This window comes from Anaerostipes sp. PC18 (assembly GCF_039789045.1).
In the GTDB taxonomy this organism is placed as follows: Bacteria; Bacillota; Clostridia; order Lachnospirales; family Lachnospiraceae; genus Anaerostipes; species Anaerostipes hominis.
Genome location: NZ_CP121164.1, coordinates 1064478 through 1086463, shown reverse-complemented (window position 1 = coordinate 1086463; position 21986 = coordinate 1064478). Strand labels below are relative to the sequence as shown.

Here is a 21986-nt window from a genome sequence, read left to right as displayed (position 1 = left end):
GCTCAGAAAAGCTATTTTAAGGCCTGGTTATATTTATCATAAAATATAATGAACAAGCTGAGTCATATTCTTTACGAAAAAGCAGCACAGACAGCCGGCTGCGGTGGGGAGCAGAAAAGCAGCAAACGTCCACTTGAGACTTCCTGTTTCCTTTTTAATGGTGAGGAGCGTCGTGGAACACGGCCAGTGCATCAGAGAAAACAGCATCATACACAGGGCCGTCGTCTGTGTCCAGCCGTTATGTATCAGAAGCTGACGGATCGTCTCCACACTTCCGGGTTCTGTAATTATCCCCTGAGACAAATATGCCATGATCATCACCGGCACGACAATTTCATTGGCTGGAAACCCGAGGATAAACGCAGCCAGGATCACTCCGTCCAGTCCGATCATTCTCGCGAACGGGTCCAGCAGCTCCGTAAATCCGCAAAGCAAGGTTGTTTCCCCTATTGAAATATTGGCCAGAATCCAGATCAGCAGTCCTGCCGGTGCAGCCACTGCCGCCGCACGGCCCAGGACAAATAAAGTCCGGTCAAAAATAGATCTTACGATGACTTTCCCGATCTGAGGCCTCCGAAACGGCGGAAGTTCCAGCGTAAAAGATGCCGGCATTCCTTTGAGCACCGTTTTTGACAACAGTCTTGAAACTGCAAGGGTCATAAATACCCCCAGCAGAATCAACAGTGTCAGCAGCACCGCCGAGCCGATGGAGGCGGGCAGTCCGTCTCCTGTCCCTACAAAAAACAGGGTGATCATAAGGATCAGCGTCGGAAATCTGCCATTGCACGGTACGAATGAGTTTGTGAGGATCGCTATGAGCCTTTCCCTGGGTGAATCAATGATACGGCACCCAACGATCCCTGCGGCATTGCATCCAAAGCCCATACACATAGTAAGTGCCTGTTTTCCGCATGTACAGCATCTTTTAAAGGACCGGTCCAGATTATATGCGACTCTCGGAAGATATCCTGCGTCCTCCAAAAGTGTAAAAAGAGGAAAAAAGATTGCCATGGGCGGCAGCATGACGGATACGACCCAGGCTAAAACCCGGTAAACTCCTGAGAACAGCATACTGCAAAGCCATGCAGGCAGTCCCGCATTAAGAAACAGCCCGGCAAGGCGGTCTTCCGCCCAAAACAGAGCCTTTGACAGCAGTTCTGAAGGGTAGTTGGCTCCAACGATCGTAACCCACAGCACCATGGCCAAAAGTCCGATCATCACCGGATATCCGGTTTTCCTGCTGGTCAGAATATCATCCAGCTTCCGATCCCTTTTTATATAATCTTTTGTCCCGAACAGGACTGTATCGGCACAAATGTCCTGAGCTGTTTTTACCAGCCCTGAGACAATCCTGTCTTCCAGATCCTCTGTTCCGTCTTCTGAAAGAATCTGTTCTGCTTTTTTAACAGCCTGTTTCATATCCGGATCTTCTCTTAGCTCGGTGCCCAGCCGCTGTTCTATCTCCAGAAGCAGAAAAGGATCTGACTCCAGAAGCATAAGTGCAGACCAGCGGCCCGGAAACCTACCCGATACCTTTTGGTCCACCACCGGCTTGAGATTTTTCAGTGCTTCCTCTAAACAAGAATCATACGATGGTTTTACAGGCTTTTGATCCCATCTGCCGTCGGCAACGGCATCGACGGCATTCATCAGTTCCGCAAGGCCCTCTCCGCTTCTGGCAGCCGCTGCCACCACCGGAACCCCCAATTTGTCTGAGATCGCCCGGACATCGATCGAGATTCCCTTCTTTCCCGCCTCATCCATCAGGTTGATACAGACTACGACCCGGTCTGTGATCTCCATAGTCTGGAGTACCAGGTTTAGGTTTCTCTCCAGACAGCAGGCATCACATACAACGATGACCGCATCCGGTTCTTCAAAACAAATAAAATCTCTGGCAACTTCCTCTTCCGCGGAATGTGCCATCAGAGAGTAGGTGCCGGGTATATCGATCATGACATAGGAATTCTTCTCTGTTTTGCAGTACCCCTGTGCATTTGCCACTGTCTTTCCCGGCCAGTTCCCTGTGTGCTGTCTCATTCCCGTCAAATTGTTGAACACCGTGCTTTTCCCCACATTGGGATTCCCCGCTATGGCAACAATTTTGTCCTTTGGATTCTGTTTTTTTACGTTCAGCCCCGAATCTACGGATTTCATTCCGGTGGAATGACTGGTCAGTCCCATCGCATTATGTCCTCCTGTTTTAAATCCTCACTACAATATCTTTCATATCTTCAGAACGTATCGCGATTACCGCACCTCTGATCAAAAAAGCTGCCGGGTCTCCTGCCGGGCTCTTCCCGACGCATTCTATCTTCGTGTCCTTCACCAGTCCAATGTCCAGAAGCCTCCTGCGGATGCTCCCCCTGGTTTTAAGTTCTTTTACCACTGCCGTTTCACCCGGATTTAATTCATTTAAACTGCAATTCTGACTCATAAAATGATTCACTCCTTAATATCTATTAGGATAGGGAAACTTTATTTCTCAATGCTATTATATTGAGGGACAAAAGAAAGCGTTACAATATTTTTAGGAAAAGGAAGCGGCTCATGGAAAAAAGAGAAGGATTTTATACACTAAAAGGATATCAGAACGGAGAAGCCCACAATATGACGGCCTCCATGGAAGATTATCTGGAAATGATCTGCCGCCTGCTCCTGACAGAAGAAGTCGTCAGGGTAAACCAGCTGGCCCACATGCTCCATGTCAAGCCTTCCTCTGCTTCAAAAATGGTAAAAAATTTAAAGGATCTGGGATATCTCTTATCTGAAAAATACGGATATATCCGGCTCACCGACAAAGGCAGAAAAGCCGGGGATTATCTTTTATTCCGGCATGATATCCTGAACCGTTTTCTGTGCATGATCAATGAAAGTGAAGACGAACTGGAACAGGTGGAAAAAATTGAACACTTTATAAATGAAAAGACCATTTATAATATAGAAAATTTTCTAAAAATCCACGAAAAAGAAAAACGGCAGAACAAAGGTCCTGCCGTTTAAAACGAGAAAATGCGTTTTATTTTGTTTTACAGTCGAAAGCCGGGTTGAAAGCATAGAAGTTTTTAGAATCGAGATGATCCTGTACTCTTCTCAGGGCCTCACCGAATCTCTGATAATGCACGATTTCCCGTTCTCTCAGGAAAGCGATCGGATCTCTGACATCCGGGTCTTTAATCAGACGAAGCAGGTTGTCATACGTCGTTCTGGCTTTCTGCTCAGCTGCCAAATCTTCATTCAAATCGGTGATCGGATCTCCGACAGACTGGAAGAAATCTGCTTTAAAAGGTTCTCCGCTGGCTGCCTGAGGCCAAACACCGGTTGTGTGATCGACATAGTACTGGTCAAACCCAGCCGCCTGAATTTGTTCAGGAGTCAAATCACGTGTGAGCTGATGAACAATAGAACAAACCATTTCCAGATGGGCAAGTTCTTCTGTTCCAACATCTGTTAGCACGCCGCATACTTCTTTATACGGCATCGCAAATCTCTGTGAAAGATATCTCATGGATGCGCCCAGCTCACCATTCGGTCCGCCGTATTGAGTGATGATGACTTTCGCAAGCATCGGATCACATTTTTTGATGTTGACTTTATATTCCAAACGTTTCTCATAATTCCACATAGTCTAACATCCCTCCTTCTGCCAAGGCCATTTCGTGGTTGCCCAGGTGAATGTGTCAGTGATCTCTGCAGAATCAATGGTTAATGGCTCAAAGTATTGGGAATACTCTTTAACAGCCTTATTTCTGGCACACTGGTACTGATTAAAGTGACTGATTGCCTCCTGGTCATCCGGATGGGTATCCAGGTACAGTGTCGTATCGATCAAGGCAAAGCTGACTGCATCAATATATCTCAATAATTTTTCCTGATCATATTTATTCATCGTCTGCACCCCGCTTTCCCATAAAATGGTTTGTTAAGTTCCGGGAAAATGGTACCGCATGCCAATCCCTCTTCAGGGCAATAGATCTGATCCCAATGCTGCCACGGCACATATGCCATTGCCAGTGCCATGGAATCCACGCCGTCATGGCGGTGACCGTAATTACCATTTCTTTTCATTTTTGAATTATAACCGCATGTTCGGTCCATTTCATATGGTGCCGGCTGTCCGCATGAGCATCTCTGCTGATTGTATTTTTCCAACGAATTATCTCCTTTCAATTCTGATAATATCAGTTTATGTGAACATCCATAGAATGTGCAGAACAGCTTTTATTTATATTATGAGATCAGAGTCATGAACGCCAAAAAAAGGATTGCCTAAAAAGAAGGCAATCCCGGAAAATTTTATGAAATTATAATACCGTCATTGACGGAGCGGCATAGACTCTTGTCTGAAGCTCTGCGTCCAGCATATATAAGCCTTTCGGATCAGTCCCAAACATTTCAAATTTTTGAACGAGGGAATCCGTATTGTTCTCCTCTTCCATCTGCTCTTTCACAAACCAGTCCAGGAACTGCATACTCCTGAAGTCCTTGCACTGATATGCCGCATCATAAATATTGTTGATCAGAGACGTAACATACTGCTCATGCTCCAATGCTGCTTTGAGCGGGTCCGCCGGTTCTTCAAATCTCTTATCCGGTTTTGCCACTGCCTCCAGTGTTACTTTGCAGCTATTTGCCTGGAGATACTCCATAAATAAAATCGCATGGTCTCTTTCTTCCTGTGCCTGAATCTTAAACCAGTTGGCAAATCCGTCCAGATTTTTGTCCACATAGTAGTTGGACATATCTAAATACAGATAGGAAGAATAAAACTCCTTATTGATCTGATCGTTCATCAATTCTGCTACTTTTTCATTTAACATACTGTGCTTCCCCTTTCTTTATGTAAAACTTACCATATCCATATCATAACGCATAAATTTCAAACTTTAAAGAGGCTTTCTTGCTTCTTCAAATTCTTCCTGCATTTCTTTGGTCGGTTCTTCTGTCAGGAGACTGACAACGATGATCAGCAGAGAAGACACGATAAATGCAGGCAACAGACAGTAAATCTCAAAAATTCCGCCCAGCTTCGCAAACGTATACGGCCAGACAAGGGCGATGACACCGCCGCTGACCATTCCTGCAACTGCTCCCTTTAAATTGGTCCGCTTCCAGAACAGAGCAAATAAGATCAGCGGGCCAAACGCTCCGCCAAATCCTGCCCAGGCATTTTCCACCAGCTTAAATACTGAGCTGTTTTCATCCAGTGCAATGATAACTCCGATGGCAGCGATGACGACCGTAGTAACCCTGGAAATAATCAGGATTTTTTTCTCAGATGCTTTTCTTTTAAAGAATCCCTCATACATATTTTTCGATACACAGGAAGAAGCGATCAACAGCTGGGAGTCTGATGTACTCATGGTCGCTGCCAGAATTCCTGACAAGATAATACCCGCAAAGAGCAAAGGAATAATTCCCTTAAACAGGTGCATTGTCATATAGATAAAAATTCTCTGATTTCCGCTGCCTGCAAGCTCCGCTACGTTCGAATAAAGAGCCGCTCCGGTAAATCCGATGCACACAGCTACCGTCAGTGAAATCAATACCCAAACCATAGCGATCCTTCTGGATTTTTTGATCTCATTAACGTTCTTGATGGCCATAAAACGTACAAGGATATGTGGGACACCGAAGTATCCGAGTCCCCATGCAAGCCCTGAAAGGATGGGGATTATGCCTTGGGATACGGCATGTCCGGTGGCCGGATCATGATATTTCATAACATCAAAGAAGCCTTCCATAGTCTTTCCGTGTTCTACAATATTTCCAACGCCGCCCACAGCCGCGACACCCACGATCAGGACTGTGACGATCGCAAAGGACATCAAAAGCCCCTGGATCAGGTCTGTGGTGCTGGCGGCAAGGAATCCGCCGATCGATGTATAGATAACGATAACTGCCGCGCAGGCGATCATGCTTGCCTGGTAATTGAGCCCGAATACTGAGTTAAACAGAGTTCCGCAGGCAGCAAATCCGGATGCTGTATAGACCGTAAAACAGATCAGGATCATGATGGATGAGACAAACATTAAGATCTTCTTCTCATCTTTGAATCGGTTGCTGAAAAAGTCGGGAACCGTGATAGAGTTGTTGGAAACTTCCGTATAGCGGCGGAGACGTTTTGCAACGATCTTCCAGTTCAAATAGGTTCCTAAGATCAGGCCGATGGCAGTCCATCCCGCCTGGCTGAAGCCGGATGCATAAGCCAGTCCCGGAAGTCCCATCAACAGCCAGCTGCTCATGTCAGAAGCCTCGGCGCTCATTGCCGTAACCCAGGGACCGAGTCCTCTTCCTCCCAGAAAATAGTCTTCAGAAGTCTTATTCTTCTTGCTGTAAATCACTCCGATGTACACAACCATTGCCATGTAGGCAATCATGGCGATCAAAATTGGTGTTTTCATATGATTTCTCCTCTTTGTCAAAATATAAGACCAAGCCTTTTGACTTGGTCTTTTTCGGATAATATTATATCATAGCTTTGACAACGGATGCAATTACTATTTTTAATACCTTCTCTCGGGTATGATGACTGCCGCCACAATGTAAACCAAGATTCCGGTTCCTGAGCATCCCAACAGTACGGCGCCCAATCGTACCAAGGTCGGGTCCACATCAAAATATTCTGCAATTCCTCCGCAGACGCCGCAGACCATTTTGTCCTCTCTTGATTTATATAATCGTTTACTGCTCATGAAAATCTCCTCCTTAAATATTGTTCAAAAAGTCTATGTTAATGTCTCCGCTTCCGCATTGAACATCAATAAATTTGGTCCCATTTCCCCAGGTTCCTTCTTTATTGCTGTGTTCCAGTTCGTGTCCGTCAAAGACTACGTCTCCACTTCCCACATTAATATTATACCTGTAATTAACCCTGCTGTCCCATATGTCCGCCTCTATATTCCCGCTTCCGCACTGAATATCAATATTATCAGACTTGATTCCGGACAATTTGATGTCTCCACTTCCGCACTGAATCCTCATTCTTTTGGATTTCAGTTCCTCTGATACAAAATCTCCGCTCCCCACATCCAGACTGAAATCATCCAGGTTTACATCTTTTGGTATGCTCAAAACTGCCTGTTCATATCCATAATCAAAGAAAAAGGGACGGTGAACCGAAGATTTTGACCGGATCGTCAGCTCATTGAGGCCCTCGTTTAGCTGAGATTGAAACAGTTTGCGGCTTCCTTTTGTAGTGAGCACGATCTGACTTCCTTCTCCTCTGACAATGGACAGATCCCTGCTGCCTACCTTTATTGTTATCTTCTTTACTTTGTCTTTCGGAAATTCCAGCCGCTCTGCCTCTTCGTCTTCATATTTGCCTGAGTAGCCATTTACTTTATCTCTCACATAGTGATAAGTATCCGTAAAGGAAAATCCCATCGCTGCCGCTGCGATAATGCAGCCTGCTCCTGCAACTGTAAATACCAGACAGATGATCAGACAGATCTTATAAAATTTTTTCATGCTTCTTCTCCCCCTTTATGAAACAATAACTTCTCGGAATCTTCAGCCCTGATTTTATAAGGCTTTCAGACCCTATCTCAAAAAAATCACCCACTTTTTTTAAAAACACTTGACAAATCGCTCAAAATTTGCGGCGAAGCCGATTGATTATATTTTATTTCAATCGATTGGAGGCGATTTCTTTGTTACCTACTAATCCCGGCGGACATGCCGCCTATCAGGATACTTTCGTATCCGAGTTTCTGAATTTTTATCCTGATCCCTTTGTGCTTTCCAAAAACACCTGGGATTATATCGTGCAGTTCTGGTATCTCGATCTTTCACCTACTGATTCTATCATGCGGGACTGCTACTCTGTCTTTGGACCGGAACCCCGGCTTCCTTCCTGCATGCTGCGTTCTTACCTGCTTGCCCTGAAACTGAAAGTGACTTCCATTACCGTCTGGTGCCGTATGCTCCGGGAAACTCCCCTTTATGCCATCCTCAGTGGCTTCCCTTTCGGAGATACTCCCGGTGTTGGTACCTTTTACGATTTCTTCTCCCGTATTTGGCAGGATGACTCCAACAACTCTTCTCCGAAAGACCGGTTTCCTAAAATGAAACCCCTTAAGGGAAAAAAGAAAGGCGATAAGACTCCCTGCGATTCTTCCAGTACAGCTTCAAAACTTCTTCCTTTGTTGGAACGCTGGCACTTTAAAGCAGATAATCCTTTTTATCTGATATTCCGTCTTTATCATCAGCAGTTCCTAAGCCTTTCTGTCCGTAAAGGCCTGATTGATCCGGAGCACCTTGCTCTGGCCGGTGACGGAACTCCTGTCCGTACTGCTGCTCAGCAACGGAAAAAAAGGATCTGCGGCTGTAAGGAAAAGGGCCGTTCTTCCTGTAACTGCAAGCATCATTATTCCCAACCGGACTGTAACTGGGGATGGGACTCCCACCGGGAATGCTATTTCTTCGGTTACCACCTCTACATGTATGTGGCTTCTGATTCCTACAGCGATCTCCCTGTATTTCCGCTTTTAGAAAGAGCGTCCCGACATGATATGCTTTCTTTTCTTCACTCCTTTTTTACAATGAAAGCATACCTCCCGGAATTCCGTATTGAGAAACTCCTCCTGGATTCCGCCCATGATGCTTATGCTGTCTATGAATACTGCCGGAAGGAAAAGATCTCTCCTTTTATTGACCTCAATCCTGGCCACACCGGACATTTTACCTATAAGGACGATTTCACTATTGACGGCGATGGTGTCCCTGTCTGTAAGCTGGGCTTACGCATGCACAAAGATGGATATGAGGTTGCCAAACACCGGGCAAAATACCGGTGCCCGAAATCAAACCGCAAATGCGGCTGCTTCTGTGAGCATCCCTGCTCACCGGCGAAATACGGCAGAACCGTACACATCTTCACCGATGATAATCCAAGGTTATTTAACATACCGCCAAGGGACAGTAAAGCATGGGAAAAGGAATATGACAGAAGGACTTCCGTGGAACGCTCCAACAAGCGTGAGAAAGAAGACTATAAACTAGAAGACGGCAGACACCGCTCTACGAAGATGTGGTACTGCCGCCTCTACGGCATCATGATGCTGCAACATCTTGATGCCTGGGAAATGCCGCCAACGGAGGCATTTCAAGAATCATTATTAAGTTTAGCCGCTTAATGATGATATCTTACCCCATACCATAGAATTTTTCAAGGCATAGCTTCCTCTATGTCCAACGTTTATGCCCTTTTTTGCCAAATCTCTATTCCTGCACGATATTCAGTTTTCAAATTTCAGTTAGAATCTAATTCATTGAGATTCCGAGAAGTTATAACAGCCTCCGGATCAGATTTACGACTCCTCTGATCAAGGGCGGAAATACTGTTACGAGGATCCAGCCAAAAAGTACACAGAACAAGAGTCCCACTGCCATCATGATCAAACCGCCGCCGCACATCATAAATCCTGTGGGAAGCTGCGTAAACATCTTTACAATTCCGGCAGCGAATACACCGATCCCTCCTGCCAGAAGCCCCACACTGATTCCGGCAACTCCGGATATAAAGCCGAAAAATATACCGACAATTCCGACTGCTGTTCCTCCAATCACACCAATCAGAGGAAGACCCAGTACCACTGTACCCACTACAATCAAAACAATGAGGATCAGATTCCGGTCCCGGTTCCCTTTGAAATGAAAGCCCGATTCTTTCTTTGCCTTCTCTGGCATCTTCGTGTTTTCATCATATCTCCGGTTATGATATCCATTTTCTGTATATTCATCTTCTCCGGTCGTACCGTTCAGTGAATCCCGGATCATGGCGGCGATTTTTTCAGGACTCCCCAATTCCTCGATCACCTGCTGCTCACGATCCGGTCCCGCTTCCTCAAAATAATCCACATAATATCCAATTGCATCATCCCGTTCTTCCGGCGCAATGTCCTGAAGCAAATATGCCAGTTGGTCCAGAAATTCTTTTTTACTCATGGACTGCTCCTCCTTCAAATATTTTCGTAATCTTAAATGAGTAAGATTTCCACTCTGTCCTATATAAGTTCAGCTGGATCATACCCTGACTGGTCACTTTATAGTACCTGCGGTTCCTCCCGTCGCACTGCCTGTCGTAAACTTCCAGGCAGCCTTCATTTCTGAGTCTGCGCAGCACAGGATATAAAGTGGACTCTGATACATCCAGGACTCTTCGTACATCCTGGGTAATCTTATACCCATAGGACCCTTCTTCTTCTTTTGAGACTACCGCGAGGACAATGGCGTCCAGCAAAGCAGCTCCTGTATTAAATACCATAGACACACTCCCATATCATAATATTGTAGTCAAAATATCTTTTGACCCTGATATCATATTATTTTTTTATCAATACTATATGATATATAATATACTTAATTTTATAATATGTCAATAAAAAAGAAGCATATCGCTTTGCTGTGATATGCTTCTTTTTTATGTTTCCTTCTGTTCGGCATTTTAATTTTTTAGAATGTCGAGTATTGTTTCTTTGATTTTCTCTATTGTTTTATCCTTCTTTATCCCTGTTATAAATGAAGTAACATTGATGATTGGACAAGGGACTTCTCCCCGGTAATTGTTCGTAACAAAAATGATGTCCATACCGTCGGAATTGGCCGGTATATCTGAAATGGAGCATTTTGTAAGCTGAACTCTCACCCCCAGTTCGTCAAATATTTCCTGAATATTGCCTGCCGCAACCGTTGAAGTTGCAATCCCGCTTCCACAGGCTACCATCGCATTGATCAGTCTGTTCATACTCTCTCCCTTCTGTGTGCAGTTATTATTATATAATAACTGCACACAGATAGAAAGTCTTTATGGCCTCAGCATGATTTTAAATCCATCCCTGCTTTCCGCTTTTTGGAATGCTCTGTCCCATTGTTCCAGAGGATAGCTGCCGCTGATGAACTTTTTAAATTCGTCTTGATGTTCGCTTAACAAGTTTAAAGCTTCATGCCATCCTTTTGGAGTGGAGGAACAGGACGGAAGAACTTTAATCTGGCTGCCAAAAACTTTTGTCATATTGACAGAGTAGCCTGTGCTTGATTCATCAATGGCTCCGACCACAATCCTTCCCAGCTTTTTCACCACATGAAAAGTGCTTTGAAAAACAGCTTCTTTCCCTGCCGCATCAACCGCCATATCCGCGTATCCGCCGAAATAATCTAATATATTTTTCGGCAGTTTCTCATCATTGATAAAACATTGGATCCCGTTGTCCTGCAAAACTTCCATTCTGTGTCTGGAATGTTTCGTTCCGACGATCACAGGGACCGCCCCATTTGCCCTGACTGTCATTGCACAGCAGGCGCCGATGGGTCCGGGACCAAAAATTACTGCTTTTTCTCCTCTCCTGATCTTTCCTATTTCTTCGACAATTCTTACAGAACATGCCAGAGGCTCCGTAAGGGCAGCCGTATCCAGAGGCAGCTCCTCCGGAATCTTTATGGCATTTTTCGCGGGACAAACAAGGAATTCTGCAAATGCGCCGTTTATATCAGATCCAATGCCTTTTCTTTCTCTGCAGAGTCCCCAGTTTCCGGTCAGACAGTATTCACATCTCCCACAAGGTTTTACCATCGTATGACAGACAACTCTGTCACCAACTTCCACATGATGAACGGCACTGCCCTTTTCCCACACAATCCCGCTGAACTCATGTCCCGGAATCACAGGAGGCCTCAGTTTGCTGTCAGGGGCAGAACAATCCATGTGGAACATTTTGATATCTGATCCGCAGATCCCTGCATAGGACACCTTCACTTTTAACCAGTCGTCTCCCGGCAACCGGGGTTCCGGAAGGTCCATAAGCACCATATCGTTTGGTTTCTCACTGATTCTTTTTAATCCTTTCATGTTATTTTGCCAGCTCATATACTTTCCGGATATCTTCTTCGTGAAGCTCCACAAAATGCCCGGCGCATCGGTTTTTGCAGAGAAAGTCCATATCCTTTTCACAGACTCCAAGTTCATGAAGGGTCACAGGCATTCCAAGTGATTTAAAAAATTCTTTTGTTCTCCGGATTCCCTCTAAAGCCACTGCTTCCTGGTCAAAGGGGTCATTTGGTACTCTCCACACTTCTGTTGCAAAACGTACAAACCTCGGTATATCATGTTTATATACATACCGCATCCATGCAGGTGCGATGGTTGCAAGGCCCGCTCCATGAGCGGAATCATACAGCCCGCCGATCACGTCCTGTATCATGTGGCTGGCTAAATCGATCTCACGTCCCACGCCGCAGATCCCGTTGTGAGCAATGACCCCAGCCCACATAATTTCTGCCCTTGCTTCATAGTGGTCCGGTTTCTCCATCACTACCGGACCATATTTTATCATCGTCCGCAAGACACCCTCGCTCAGCTGATCCGTAAGTTCCGTCCCCTTTGTATTGGTAAAATAGCGTTCGATCACATGCATCATAATGTCTGTAATCCCGCACGCCGTCTGATATTTGGGCAGACTGAACGTCAGCTCCGGATTCTCGATGGCATAGGCAGGACGAAATACTTCGCTGTGCAGTCCTACTTTTATATTATGTTCCTCGTCTTTTAACAAACATGCCTCGGAGCCCTCGCTCCCGGATGCCGCAATCGTTACAATGGCCCCAATGGGGAGTGCCTTTTCAAACGGAATATTTTTTTGGAAGTGCTCCCAAAAATCATCCCCGCACAGCGCCCCTGCTGCAGTGGCTTTGGCCGTATCAATACAGCTTCCTCCGCCGATAGCAAGAACCGAGTCCACCTTTTCTTCTTTTGCTGTTTCTATACATTTCAAGGTATAATCAAGCCTGGGATTTGCTTTTACACCGCCTGCTTCTACAAATTCAATCTGTCCTTCTGCAAGTGTTTCTTTCACCCGGTCAAGAATACCTGACCTTAGTTCCGGACCGCTCATATGAAAAATCATGACTTTTCTTGAACTGATCCAGTCAAGCAGTTCACCCAAATTGTCCTCTGCATTTTTTCCAAAACAAAATTTAGTGGGACTGTAAAATGTAAACTTATCCATTGCTTCTCCTTTCCTGATCTGTCCACTTTCTCTGAAGTTCGTTCTCCAGACTGCTGCAGGACATTGTTTTTGCATCTTTTAACAGTTTCTCATCCTGGACAGTCCCGATAATCTTATTCAGCATTCCCAGCTGATCATCATTAGATTTTAATGCTATATTAAACACAAATTCTGCCTCGGCCTGTCTGGAATCATCCTCCATTAAAGAGAAAGCAACCGGTTTTTTAAGTCTCAGTACACACACCGCAGGAGATATTACATGGACAGAGTCCGTATGGGGAATTGCCACTGGAATCGGTGTATCCAGTCCCGTAGGAAACCGTTTCTCCCTTTCAACACATCCCTCATAAAAACTTTCTTTTACGAAACCTTCCTCATAAAGCTTCTGGAATGTAATCCTTAATGCCTCTTCTTTGTTTCGAGCCTCACCTTCTATAACAAAAACCTTTTTCATCATTTCCGTTCTTCACCCCTTTCCTTTTCCTGAAAGTGATAAGGGCCTGGACTTTTGATCCGAAGTCCAAACCCATCTGCTATGTTACTGTTTTATGCCGCTTACTTCTCTAAAAACAGAGGATGAAAAATCCATAAATTCTTCCGGCATTGTTTTTACTTTTCCTGCAGCCCTGATGCTTAAATACAATCTGCAGTTTCTTTCAATATTATCGCTGGCAAGCAGTGCCTCATCCATATTTTTTCCCACACCGATGGCTCCGTGGTTTGACAGCAGTACGCCGCCTTTTTCTCCTATGGCTGCTCGTGCAAACTCTGCAAGTTCTGGGCTCCCCGGAGGGGCAAACCCGGCGATATCCATATCTCCGCCGAGTCCAAAAGCCGCTTCAATGTCCACCGCCGGGATCATATTAACCCCTTCAACACTGGCTGCCGCAGTGGCATATGGTGAATGAGAGTGTACAATGGCTTTTACATCTTTTCTCTCGCGATAAATTCCCCGATGCATGGTAAATTCAATGGACGGTTTTTTATCCCCCTCTACAATATTTCCGTCCAGGTCTGCCACGACCAGATCCTTTTCTTCCATAATGTTATACGGATAGCTGGACGGCGTGATGACAAACAAATTCTCTCCTTCCACAATGGATGAGACATTTCCTGCTGTACCAAGTACATATCCATTACCGGAAATAATTTTGCAGGCACGCACAACTTCTGATTTTGCTTTATTTAATGCTTCAGACATTTTTCACCTCCCAATAATCAATCCCAGTTGATGGCATTTTTAATTCCTTCCTGTCTTCCATGGGCTTCCACCGCCTCAATGAGCTGTTCCCATGGGTATTCACCCGTTACAAAAGTATCTACAGGAATTTCGCCATTGATGATCATATCAGCCGCCATCTGCACATGTCTTGGAGTTGTGTGATAGAATCCCGTCAATGTCACCCCATCGTAGTGAATTCTATGTGTGTCAACGGTAATGGTTGTACCTGCTTTGCATCCTCCAAACAGATTGACAAATCCTGCTTTGCGGACAATATTAATTGCATTTTCCCATGCAGCCGGCTGTCCGGAAGCATCAATCGCTGAGTCTGCACCTCGTCCGTCCGGTGTCAGTGCCCGGATTTCTTTCACCGGATCTTCCACACCGGTCAGGTCAAACACAATATCTGTCCCCAGAGATTTGCTGACTTCCAAACGTTTTGCACTAAAGTCTGCATGGATCACTTTTGCTCCCTTTTTCTTCATGAGCATGGCAATCATCAGTCCGATAGGGCCTGCCCCCAGGATAACCACATAGTCACCAAAATGTACCGGAGTCATATCTGCACCGTAGACAGCACAGGAAAATGGCTCTACCAATGCAGCTGCCTTATACGGAACCTGATCCGGGACATGGAACAGGTTTGTTTTCACAATCTGGTCCGGCACTGCCACATACTGAGAATGTCCGCCTTTGATGCGCACCAGAGACTCACATTCCCCGTCATTCCGACCGATCTTGCAGTAATAACAGCTTCCGCACGGCGCCGTATTATGGGTAACTACCCTGTCTCCCACTTTAAATCCTTCTACATCTTTTCCTACTTTTACAATTTCCCCCGCAACTTCATGGCCAAATGTAGCACCCGGTTTTTCTCCCGGATATCCTCGCTTATATGTTTTTACATCGGTTCCGCATGTCAGGGTAACCTTTGTTTTGATCAATACCCCTTTATCATCGATCTCCGGTACCGGAACATCTACAAATCTTACATCTAAAGGTGCATACCATAATGCTGCTTTCATTGTTGCTGGAATTTCACTCATAACTTACCTCCTAATTTGAAATTAATATTTGAAATATTTATCTGCATGCAATAAATAAATACTACCTAGATCAACCCTGCAAACTTTGCAATGATCGCGATGATCACGTTGTAAATGGTGTCGCAGACTGTACCAACCACCTGTGCTCCGCCGGACAAGTCCATGGTTCCCGCCGCCTTTACTACCAGTGTTGTAAGCCCTGCCATAAAGCTCATGGCAATCAGCTCATATACAGTAACCATAATTGCTGAGATCAGTGTCTTCAGTACATTACCTTTGGATGCCCATGAAGAAACAGTCGTCGTGTAAACCATGCCGCCTACAAGGCCAATGGGAAAGAAATTCACTCCCGGAACGATAAATCCCAATGCTATCGTAATCGGTATCATGATGACAGCTGTCTGAATGGCGCAGGTATCACCAAGCCCCAGTGCCACGTCCATACCGATATTAATGTCGTATTCGTCTCCAAGCTTTTTCTGCATAAATTCAGAGGCAGCCTGTCCGATAGGTCCCAATCCTTCCAACAAAACAGATACCATCTTTGGAAGCAATACAATGGCTGCCGCAATGGAAATGCTGATCGTCAAAGTATTTGCCGCAGACTGTTTTGTAATAATACAAAGGATGATACCGATCACAAAACTCATAACCGACGTATCTCCGAAAATTCCTAATCTCTTACTGAGGGTCTTTAAATCAAATTTCGTATCTTTGATTCCGGGAATTCTGTCCAGGACCCAGTTTGTCATTTTAGCGATCGGGTAAGCCGTTACCATAGCAAATTGGGTGGTAACGGCCGTTCCCTCCTGTCCGAAATAGTCCTGCCAGCTTTCTGCGGTGGCATCTGCCACCTTCAGCACGATGACCGAACAGACAAGAGCCGCAATCGTTCCCGCAATTCCCGCGGTAATAACGGAAGCTCCTCCGAGTCTCATCGGATAATAAACCATACACGCGGTGATCAAAAAATGCCAGTAATTCCACAAGTCCACGTTTAATGTTTTTGTAAACCGGAATCTCACCAGAATAAAATTTAATATAAATCCCAGCGGAATCACCAGCATCGCAAAGGGTGTTGACCATCCTGCCGCTCCGAGCGCCGGCCATCCGCCGTCGATGACGGTAAATCCGCTCCCAAGATTCTGATAATATCCGGAGATGTTCCCCATCGCTCCGGTAAGGATTCCCAGTGCCGTGTTAATTCCAAGAAATCCAATCCCTACCATCAATCCGTTTCTGACTGCTTTCTTTACTCCTATCCTAAAGTAAAGACCCAGCACTGCTATGACAAACGGCAGCATGGCGGAAGCTCCTACATCCGAAATAAATTTTACTATCGTATTGATCAGTTCCATATAATCCTCCTTTGTTTTCCCACACTATCCATTAATCTTTTCATTCAGACCTGTAATGACATCTTTAATCTCTGCAATCTTTTTGTCTTTTTTTATTCCGGTCAGAAAAGCTGTAACATTGACTACCGGACACGAAATTTCTTCTCTATAGCAATTTGTCACAAACACAATATCCATCTCATCTGCTTTTTCAGATATTTCCGGAACCGTACCTTTTATGATTTTTACATCAATCCCAAGTTCCTGAAATATTTCATGGACTGCATTTGCCGCAACCGTCGAAGTCGCAATGCCGCTGCCGCATGCTACCATCGCTCTGATCTCTCTTCCCATAACTTCACCTCCTTACATTTTGATACTTTTATTTCATTTTTTGTTTACTTATTTGATTTTATGATTCTTTTTTGTCGTTTTATTGATTTGTTTGATTCAATATTAATCCTGTTTTCCTCTTTTGTCAACCTTTTTATCTATAAATTCATATTTTTGATTTATTAATTTCAATTTTGGATAAAATATTGACATCTTTGTGTCATTTCAGTATTATGGTAGAAAGAAATATGATGTCCCATTAGAGTTGTGTTCTGTACAGAAAGGAAAGACTATGGCAAAAAGAGAAAAAAGACTGAATGAATTGTTATCTTATATTAAAACTTATGAGTATGTTCCAATCCCCCAGCTGATGAGCGATTTTAATGTTTCAAAATCAACGATCATTCGTGATCTGTCCATTTTAGATGAACAGGGACTGATTGAGCGGATCCACGGCGGAGCCCGCGCGCTTTCCGATGACCGGATCACAAAATTTAATATTCGGGAAAAGCTCAATGAAAAAGAAAAAACTGCGATTGTGCGCCGTGCCGCAATGCAGGTCCATGACAATGACACGATCTATCTGGATACAGGTTCTACCTGTTTTCTCCTTTACAAGGAGATCACCGCAAAGAATGTCACGGTTTTCACTCCTAATCTGGCGATCATTCATTATGGCCCCCGTTCCAACGTGACACATATTTATGCCCTTGAAGGAGAGGTGTCCACCTCCAACTATTCACTGACCGGCAACCTGACACTTGAAAATATGAAAAGGATCTATCCGGAAAAAATTTTCTTTTCTGCTCTTGGTCTTCACAATCACCATAATCATGAGATCCAGTGTGCAAATGAGATTCAGATGAGCACTATACGGATTATTTGTGAGATGGAAGGTCTAAAGATCCTTATGCTCGACTCCTCGAAAATCGGCCTTCACAAAGCATTTCAGGGAAATCCAATCCGGGATATAGATCTGCTCATCACTGATTCCAATATCACTGATGAAGATTCTAAGAGTATTCAAGACAGTGTAAAAGAAATGATCATTGCAGAATTATGATAAATCAAAGGACAAAAAAAGAGATTATTCAGAGTCTTAATCTCTGAATAATCTCAAAAAACTTTTATTTTAATACAGTCTTCAGCTGGTTTACTGCTTTCCTGCTGGTCTTGCTTTTAAGGTCCTGATAGTCAAAGAATGCAAATCCGTCCACTTTGTACTTGCGGCCATACTGTACCTGTTTTTTCAGCACCTTCGTGTCACTCTTCCATTCTTTTCTCTCTGCCCGGTTCTGTCCCGCATTGTGTCCTGCCCGGTAGACTCCGATCCCAATATAGAGCTTCACTTTTTTCTTCCTTGCAGCCTTCACCCATCGTCTCGTCACTTTGTCAAATGCAGCCGTCGGATGTTTGAATCCCCAGTAGATCTGAGGACAGATATAATCCACATAAGCCGTGGAGTTCAGCCATTTATGAATATCTACATAGTAAGAATACTTGCTGGTCAGATTATCAATGTTTCCTGCCGGACTGATGCCGTAGGTCACGTTCGGGTCCACGCTTTTGATCGTCTTTTTCATCCTCTTGACCAGGTTATTTACCTGAGCCCTTCGGTATGTATAAATGCTTTTTTTCTTCTTTTTGTAGGAAGACTTGTTGTATTCTTTTGCATCGAATGCTTTCTTGACATTCTTCTTTGTAAAACTCGGATAGAAGTAGTCATCCATATGGATACCGTCCACATCATACTTCTGGACGATCTCCTTTGCCCCGTTCACGATCAGGTTCTGAACGCCCTTTTTAGATGGGTTGTAATAAAGGCTTCCTCCGTAGGAAAGTACATTCCTCCTTGTAGATTTCTTTGCATTCCACTTTCTGGCCGGGTTGTTCTTTGACAGCTTTTTATAGCTGGTGCTGCCCTTGGTCACCCTGTAAGGATTCACCCATGCCTCAATAGCCATTCCTTTGGAATGTGCCACGGATACCATAATCTTCAACGGATCATATCCCGGGCTTCTGCCCTGTTTTCCTGAAATATATTTGGACCATGGGAAGTACTTGGACTTGTAGATGGCATCACCGAACGGCCTTACTTGAACGATCACACGGTTCATGCCAAGGCTCTTTCCCTTGTTTACAACTTTTGTAAAATACTTTTTGAAATTTGATGCGTTATTCTTTTTATAGGTGTCACGATATTCATCGTAATCATAAAACGAGAACCAAAAAGCCTTATATTCTTCTGATGCTTTTGTTGTCTTTGCCTTCTGTTCTGTTTCTGTCACAGCGGTCTTTGGCTGTACTTTTGCGATCCTGTTTCTTCTCTGGGCAGCCCGCACCACTGCCTCACTGCTTAAACTGACAAACATGGCACTGGCAACCAGCCACGCTGTCAGACGCAGGATCTTCACTCTTGATTCTTTCATACTCTGCGATCCTTCCCTTCCCACTATTTGATTCTGTCAATTTTCTGTCACTGCTGTCTCCATTGTATGAAGAATTTTCCAGCTTGTCAATGGAAGAATCCTATTGTCCGGCGAGTATATGTAACTGCTCATAAAAGTTGGGATATGACACGTCCACACACTCTGCATCCTCAATGACCGTCGTTCCCTGTGCATTGATCCCTGCGACAGAAAATGTCATGGCGATCCGGTGGTCATATTTGCAGTGGATAGACGCTCCCCTCAGTGGATTTCCGCCGCGGATGATCATTCCGTCATCGGTGGCCTCGGCATTGACTCCCATTTTCACCAGGTTATCCACGGTCAGATCAATCCGGTTAGATTCTTTCACTTTAAGTTCTGCCGCATCTTTGATGACGGTCTCGCCTTCTGCAAAAGCCGCCATCAATGCAATGACAGGGATTTCATCAATCAGTGTGGGAATCAGCTCTCCGCCGATCTCCGTGCCTTTCAGCCTGCTTGTTTTTACTGTGATATCTGCCGTCGGTTCTCCGTTATCGTCTTTTACATTGGACATCGTAAGATCTGCCCCCATAGCTTCGCATACTTTTAAAATGCCATTTCTGGTAGGATTGATACCAACCTGTTTTAGAGTAATACAGGAATTCGGGGTCACAAGTCCCGCAGCAATGAAAAACGCTGCAGATGAAATATCGCCCGGCACTGCAATGTCCGTGGCCGTCATCTCTTTTGGCGGCATCACGGATGCCGTTGTACCCTCCGACAATACCTGAACTCCGAAAGACTTAAGCATCAGTTCCGTATGGTTCCTGGACAGGGCAGGCTCTGTGACACTCGTTCTGCCGTCCGCATAGAGTCCCGCAAGAAGAACTGCGGATTTTACCTGTGCGGAGGCCACCGGCGATTCATAGCGGACTGCCTTCAATGGTTTTCCGGTTATTTTAAGCGGAGCACATCCGTCTCCATTGACACTCTCAATCTCCGCTCCCATCATGGAGAGCGGCTTCATGATGCGCCCCATGGGGCGTTTGTTTAAAGATGCATCGCCTGAAAGTGTAACTTCAAAATCCTGTCCGCTCAGAATCCCGGAGATCAGCCGGGTCGTCGTCCCGCTGTTTCCCACATCCAGCTGTTTCTCAGGTTTTTTAAGTCCACGGAGGCCGTTGCCGTGTACCGTAACCACTGTGCCTTCCTGTTCTATCCTGACTCCCATTGCCCGGAAACAGTCTATGGTAGCCAGGCAGTCCGCACCGGATAAAAAGTTTGTGATATGTGTCGTTCCCTTTGCCAGAGACCCGAACATGACTGCCCTGTGGCTGATGGATTTATCTCCGGGTATGGATATCGTGCCTTTTAGTCCTTCTACTTTCTTAAGTTTCATTTCTAGTTCCTTTCATATACACTGTAATTTTTATCCTGCAGTATCTCTCTGGCGCGTTTGGCAGAGACATCATCGTAGAGCATAATCTTTAAGACACCCTCTTCAAACTCCCGGTTATGGATGATTCCGATATTTTTAATACTGATATTATTAAGCGCCAGCAAAGTCGTAGTCGTAGACAAGGTTCCCGGCTCATCCGGAATATCTACAAATATCTCATAAGATTTTTCCATCAGTCCCACAGCACTGTCCGGAACGGTCTCCCGGTACTCTCCTGCCTCTTTAAAATACTCGTTCAGATAACTGTGGTCGTCTCTGTCCAGCGCATGGATCATTTCCGTAATGCTGTCTTTGATCTGCATTAAAAGCTCTTTTATATTTTCCTTATTCGAAAGGCTGATCTGTTCCCAGACAACAGGAGAAGAGGATGCAATCCTTGTAATATCCTTGAATCCTCCGGCCGCCAGCTGTTTTAAAATGCCGTCTTCGGTGTCCATATTTCTCACCGTATGTACCAGTTCTGCCGCCATAATATGCGGAACATGGCTGATCGCGGCAGTAAAAGCGTCGTGGCGCTTTGCATCCAGCAGGATCGTCAATGCACCCAGTTCTTCTATGAAAGATGTAAATTCTTTTACCTTCTCGGTATTTACTTTTTCTGTCGGCGTAATAAAATAATAGGCATTTTCAATCAAACGGTCAGAGCTGTAAGAAAATCCGGCTTTTTCTGAACCAACCATGGGATGTCCTCCGATAAAGCAGGTCTCCATGTCCAGATCTTTTACTTTTTTATGAATCCCGCCTTTTACGCTTCCCACATCCGTCACGATGCATCCCTCTTTCAAATATGGCTTCAGCTGCTCTAAAAACTGGAGGTTATGCTGCACCGGCGCACATAGAAAAATATAGCTGCATTCGGAAAAATCACTGTTAAGTTCCGCCGCCGGGCGGTCGAGAACTCCTTCCTCCACAGCCTTTTTCAGGGCTTCTTTATCTGTGTCATATCCGATCACCGTATAGTTCGGAAATACACGGCGTACATTTTTGGCAATGGACCCTCCGATGAGTCCAAGCCCGATAAATCCTATTGTAAAATTCGTCTCTGTTGACATATAGATCGCTCTCCTTGTGTTGATTGATATGGTTCATTTTACCGTGGCGATGGGGAAAAGTCAACACATCGTCACTTTAAAGCATCAAAGCAGAGAATTCCTTCATTGACCGCATCATAAAA

At 44.9% G+C, this 21986-nt stretch carries 25 protein-coding genes; 3 read left to right on the top strand and 22 right to left on the bottom strand.

All coding sequences use genetic code 11. The features are described 5' to 3' along the window. Window positions 1-36: 36 nt before the first annotated feature. On the bottom strand, window positions 37-2184 hold the full coding sequence (gene feoB / locus P8F77_RS05955; RefSeq protein WP_287518853.1) for a ferrous iron transport protein B: 2148 nt from the start codon (window positions 2182-2184) through the stop codon (window positions 37-39). A 19-nt stretch (window positions 2185-2203) separates the two neighbouring features. Beyond that, a complete protein-coding gene (locus P8F77_RS05950) occupies window positions 2204-2437 on the bottom strand; it encodes a FeoA family protein (protein ID WP_006568796.1) in 234 nt (77 codons plus the stop codon). Between the two features lie 113 nt (window positions 2438-2550). Between P8F77_RS05950 and P8F77_RS05945 the strand changes: the two genes are divergently transcribed. Beyond that, window positions 2551-3003 carry an iron dependent repressor, metal binding and dimerization domain protein gene (locus tag P8F77_RS05945; protein ID WP_156340617.1) on the top strand — a complete coding sequence of 151 codons (453 nt, stop codon included), beginning with the start codon at window positions 2551-2553 and terminating at the stop codon, window positions 3001-3003. A 16-nt stretch (window positions 3004-3019) separates the two neighbouring features. On the opposite strand, the gene P8F77_RS05940 is transcribed toward P8F77_RS05945, so the two are convergent. The 7 genes from P8F77_RS05940 to P8F77_RS05910 form a co-directional block, all read right to left on the bottom strand. Further along, window positions 3020-3625, bottom strand: a complete 606-nt coding sequence (locus P8F77_RS05940; protein WP_006568794.1) for a manganese catalase family protein — start codon at window positions 3623-3625, stop codon at window positions 3020-3022. A gap of 3 nt (window positions 3626-3628) precedes the next feature. Continuing rightward, window positions 3629-3889 carry a spore coat protein CotJB gene (locus P8F77_RS05935; RefSeq protein ID WP_006568793.1) on the bottom strand — a complete coding sequence of 87 codons (261 nt, stop codon included), beginning with the start codon at window positions 3887-3889 and terminating at the stop codon, window positions 3629-3631. Beyond that, window positions 3886-4152 carry a spore coat associated protein CotJA gene (locus tag P8F77_RS05930; protein WP_022260865.1) on the bottom strand — a complete coding sequence of 89 codons (267 nt, stop codon included), beginning with the start codon at window positions 4150-4152 and terminating at the stop codon, window positions 3886-3888. Before P8F77_RS05930 ends, P8F77_RS05935 begins: the two co-directional genes overlap by 4 nt. 152 nt (window positions 4153-4304) lie before the next feature. Further along, the gene (locus P8F77_RS05925) at window positions 4305-4820 is read right to left on the bottom strand and encodes a ferritin (protein WP_009288801.1); all 516 of its coding nucleotides are present in this window, start codon (window positions 4818-4820) and stop codon (window positions 4305-4307) included. Window positions 4821-4886: 66 nt separating this feature from the next. After that, the gene (gene putP / locus P8F77_RS05920; RefSeq protein WP_156340618.1) at window positions 4887-6404 is read right to left on the bottom strand and encodes a sodium/proline symporter PutP; all 1518 of its coding nucleotides are present in this window, start codon (window positions 6402-6404) and stop codon (window positions 4887-4889) included. A gap of 102 nt (window positions 6405-6506) precedes the next feature. Then, entirely contained in the window at window positions 6507-6695 is a 189-nt protein-coding gene (locus P8F77_RS05915) for a PspC domain-containing protein (protein ID WP_006568789.1), read from the bottom strand. Window positions 6696-6708: 13 nt separating this feature from the next. Then, window positions 6709-7470, bottom strand: coding sequence for a DUF4097 family beta strand repeat-containing protein (locus P8F77_RS05910; protein WP_156340619.1), 762 nt, complete (start codon window positions 7468-7470; stop codon window positions 6709-6711). A 182-nt stretch (window positions 7471-7652) separates the two neighbouring features. Between P8F77_RS05910 and P8F77_RS05905 the strand changes: the two genes are divergently transcribed. Further along, window positions 7653-9137, top strand: coding sequence for a hypothetical protein (locus P8F77_RS05905; RefSeq protein WP_287518697.1), 1485 nt, complete (start codon window positions 7653-7655; stop codon window positions 9135-9137). Window positions 9138-9288: 151 nt separating this feature from the next. Here P8F77_RS05905 and P8F77_RS05900 read toward each other — a convergent pair whose 3' ends face one another. The 10 genes from P8F77_RS05900 to P8F77_RS05855 all read right to left on the bottom strand — a co-directional run bounded on the left by P8F77_RS05900 (window position 9289) and on the right by P8F77_RS05855 (window position 16963). Then, entirely contained in the window at window positions 9289-9948 is a 660-nt protein-coding gene (locus P8F77_RS05900; RefSeq protein ID WP_287518694.1) for a DUF1700 domain-containing protein, read from the bottom strand. Continuing rightward, complete coding sequence (locus P8F77_RS05895) at window positions 9941-10267, bottom strand: PadR family transcriptional regulator (protein ID WP_006568786.1); 327 nt, start codon at window positions 10265-10267, stop codon at window positions 9941-9943. The genes P8F77_RS05900 and P8F77_RS05895 overlap by 8 nt, the downstream gene beginning before the upstream one ends. Window positions 10268-10447: 180 nt before the next feature. Beyond that, window positions 10448-10747 (bottom strand): PTS sugar transporter subunit IIB, encoded by a 300-nt coding sequence (locus tag P8F77_RS05890; protein ID WP_156340621.1) that lies wholly within the window; start codon window positions 10745-10747, stop codon window positions 10448-10450. A 60-nt stretch (window positions 10748-10807) separates the two neighbouring features. Then, the gene (locus P8F77_RS05885) at window positions 10808-11848 is read right to left on the bottom strand and encodes an alcohol dehydrogenase catalytic domain-containing protein (RefSeq protein ID WP_287518688.1); all 1041 of its coding nucleotides are present in this window, start codon (window positions 11846-11848) and stop codon (window positions 10808-10810) included. Window position 11849: 1 nt separating this feature from the next. Continuing rightward, window positions 11850-13004: an iron-containing alcohol dehydrogenase gene (locus P8F77_RS05880; protein ID WP_287518685.1), complete on the bottom strand. Its 1155-nt coding sequence runs from the start codon at window positions 13002-13004 to the stop codon at window positions 11850-11852. Then, window positions 12997-13461: a PTS sugar transporter subunit IIA gene (locus P8F77_RS05875; RefSeq protein ID WP_287518682.1), complete on the bottom strand. Its 465-nt coding sequence runs from the start codon at window positions 13459-13461 to the stop codon at window positions 12997-12999. The genes P8F77_RS05880 and P8F77_RS05875 overlap by 8 nt, the downstream gene beginning before the upstream one ends. Before the next feature lie 81 nt (window positions 13462-13542). Continuing rightward, the gene (locus tag P8F77_RS05870) at window positions 13543-14205 is read right to left on the bottom strand and encodes a class II aldolase/adducin family protein (RefSeq protein ID WP_156340625.1); all 663 of its coding nucleotides are present in this window, start codon (window positions 14203-14205) and stop codon (window positions 13543-13545) included. A 17-nt stretch (window positions 14206-14222) separates the two neighbouring features. Continuing rightward, window positions 14223-15272 (bottom strand): alcohol dehydrogenase catalytic domain-containing protein, encoded by a 1050-nt coding sequence (locus P8F77_RS05865; protein WP_006568780.1) that lies wholly within the window; start codon window positions 15270-15272, stop codon window positions 14223-14225. A gap of 65 nt (window positions 15273-15337) precedes the next feature. After that, complete coding sequence (locus P8F77_RS05860) at window positions 15338-16630, bottom strand: PTS transporter subunit IIC (protein ID WP_006568779.1); 1293 nt, start codon at window positions 16628-16630, stop codon at window positions 15338-15340. 24 nt (window positions 16631-16654) lie between these two features. Next, entirely contained in the window at window positions 16655-16963 is a 309-nt protein-coding gene (locus tag P8F77_RS05855; protein WP_022261136.1) for a PTS sugar transporter subunit IIB, read from the bottom strand. 271 nt (window positions 16964-17234) lie between these two features. On the opposite strand from P8F77_RS05855, the gene P8F77_RS05850 reads away from it, so the two are divergent. Next, a complete protein-coding gene (locus P8F77_RS05850; RefSeq protein WP_227052107.1) occupies window positions 17235-18005 on the top strand; it encodes a DeoR/GlpR family DNA-binding transcription regulator in 771 nt (256 codons plus the stop codon). Window positions 18006-18069: 64 nt separating this feature from the next. Here the strand turns inward: P8F77_RS05850 and P8F77_RS05845 are convergent, their stop codons facing one another. The 3 genes from P8F77_RS05845 to P8F77_RS05835 all read right to left on the bottom strand — a co-directional run bounded on the left by P8F77_RS05845 (window position 18070) and on the right by P8F77_RS05835 (window position 21864). Beyond that, on the bottom strand, window positions 18070-19371 hold the full coding sequence (locus tag P8F77_RS05845) for a family 10 glycosylhydrolase (RefSeq protein WP_227052106.1): 1302 nt from the start codon (window positions 19369-19371) through the stop codon (window positions 18070-18072). A 100-nt stretch (window positions 19372-19471) separates the two neighbouring features. Continuing rightward, entirely contained in the window at window positions 19472-20752 is a 1281-nt protein-coding gene (gene aroA, locus P8F77_RS05840) for a 3-phosphoshikimate 1-carboxyvinyltransferase (protein ID WP_287518664.1), read from the bottom strand. 2 nt (window positions 20753-20754) lie between these two features. Then, window positions 20755-21864 (bottom strand): prephenate dehydrogenase, encoded by a 1110-nt coding sequence (locus tag P8F77_RS05835; protein WP_227052104.1) that lies wholly within the window; start codon window positions 21862-21864, stop codon window positions 20755-20757. Window positions 21865-21986: the final 122 nt, after the last annotated feature.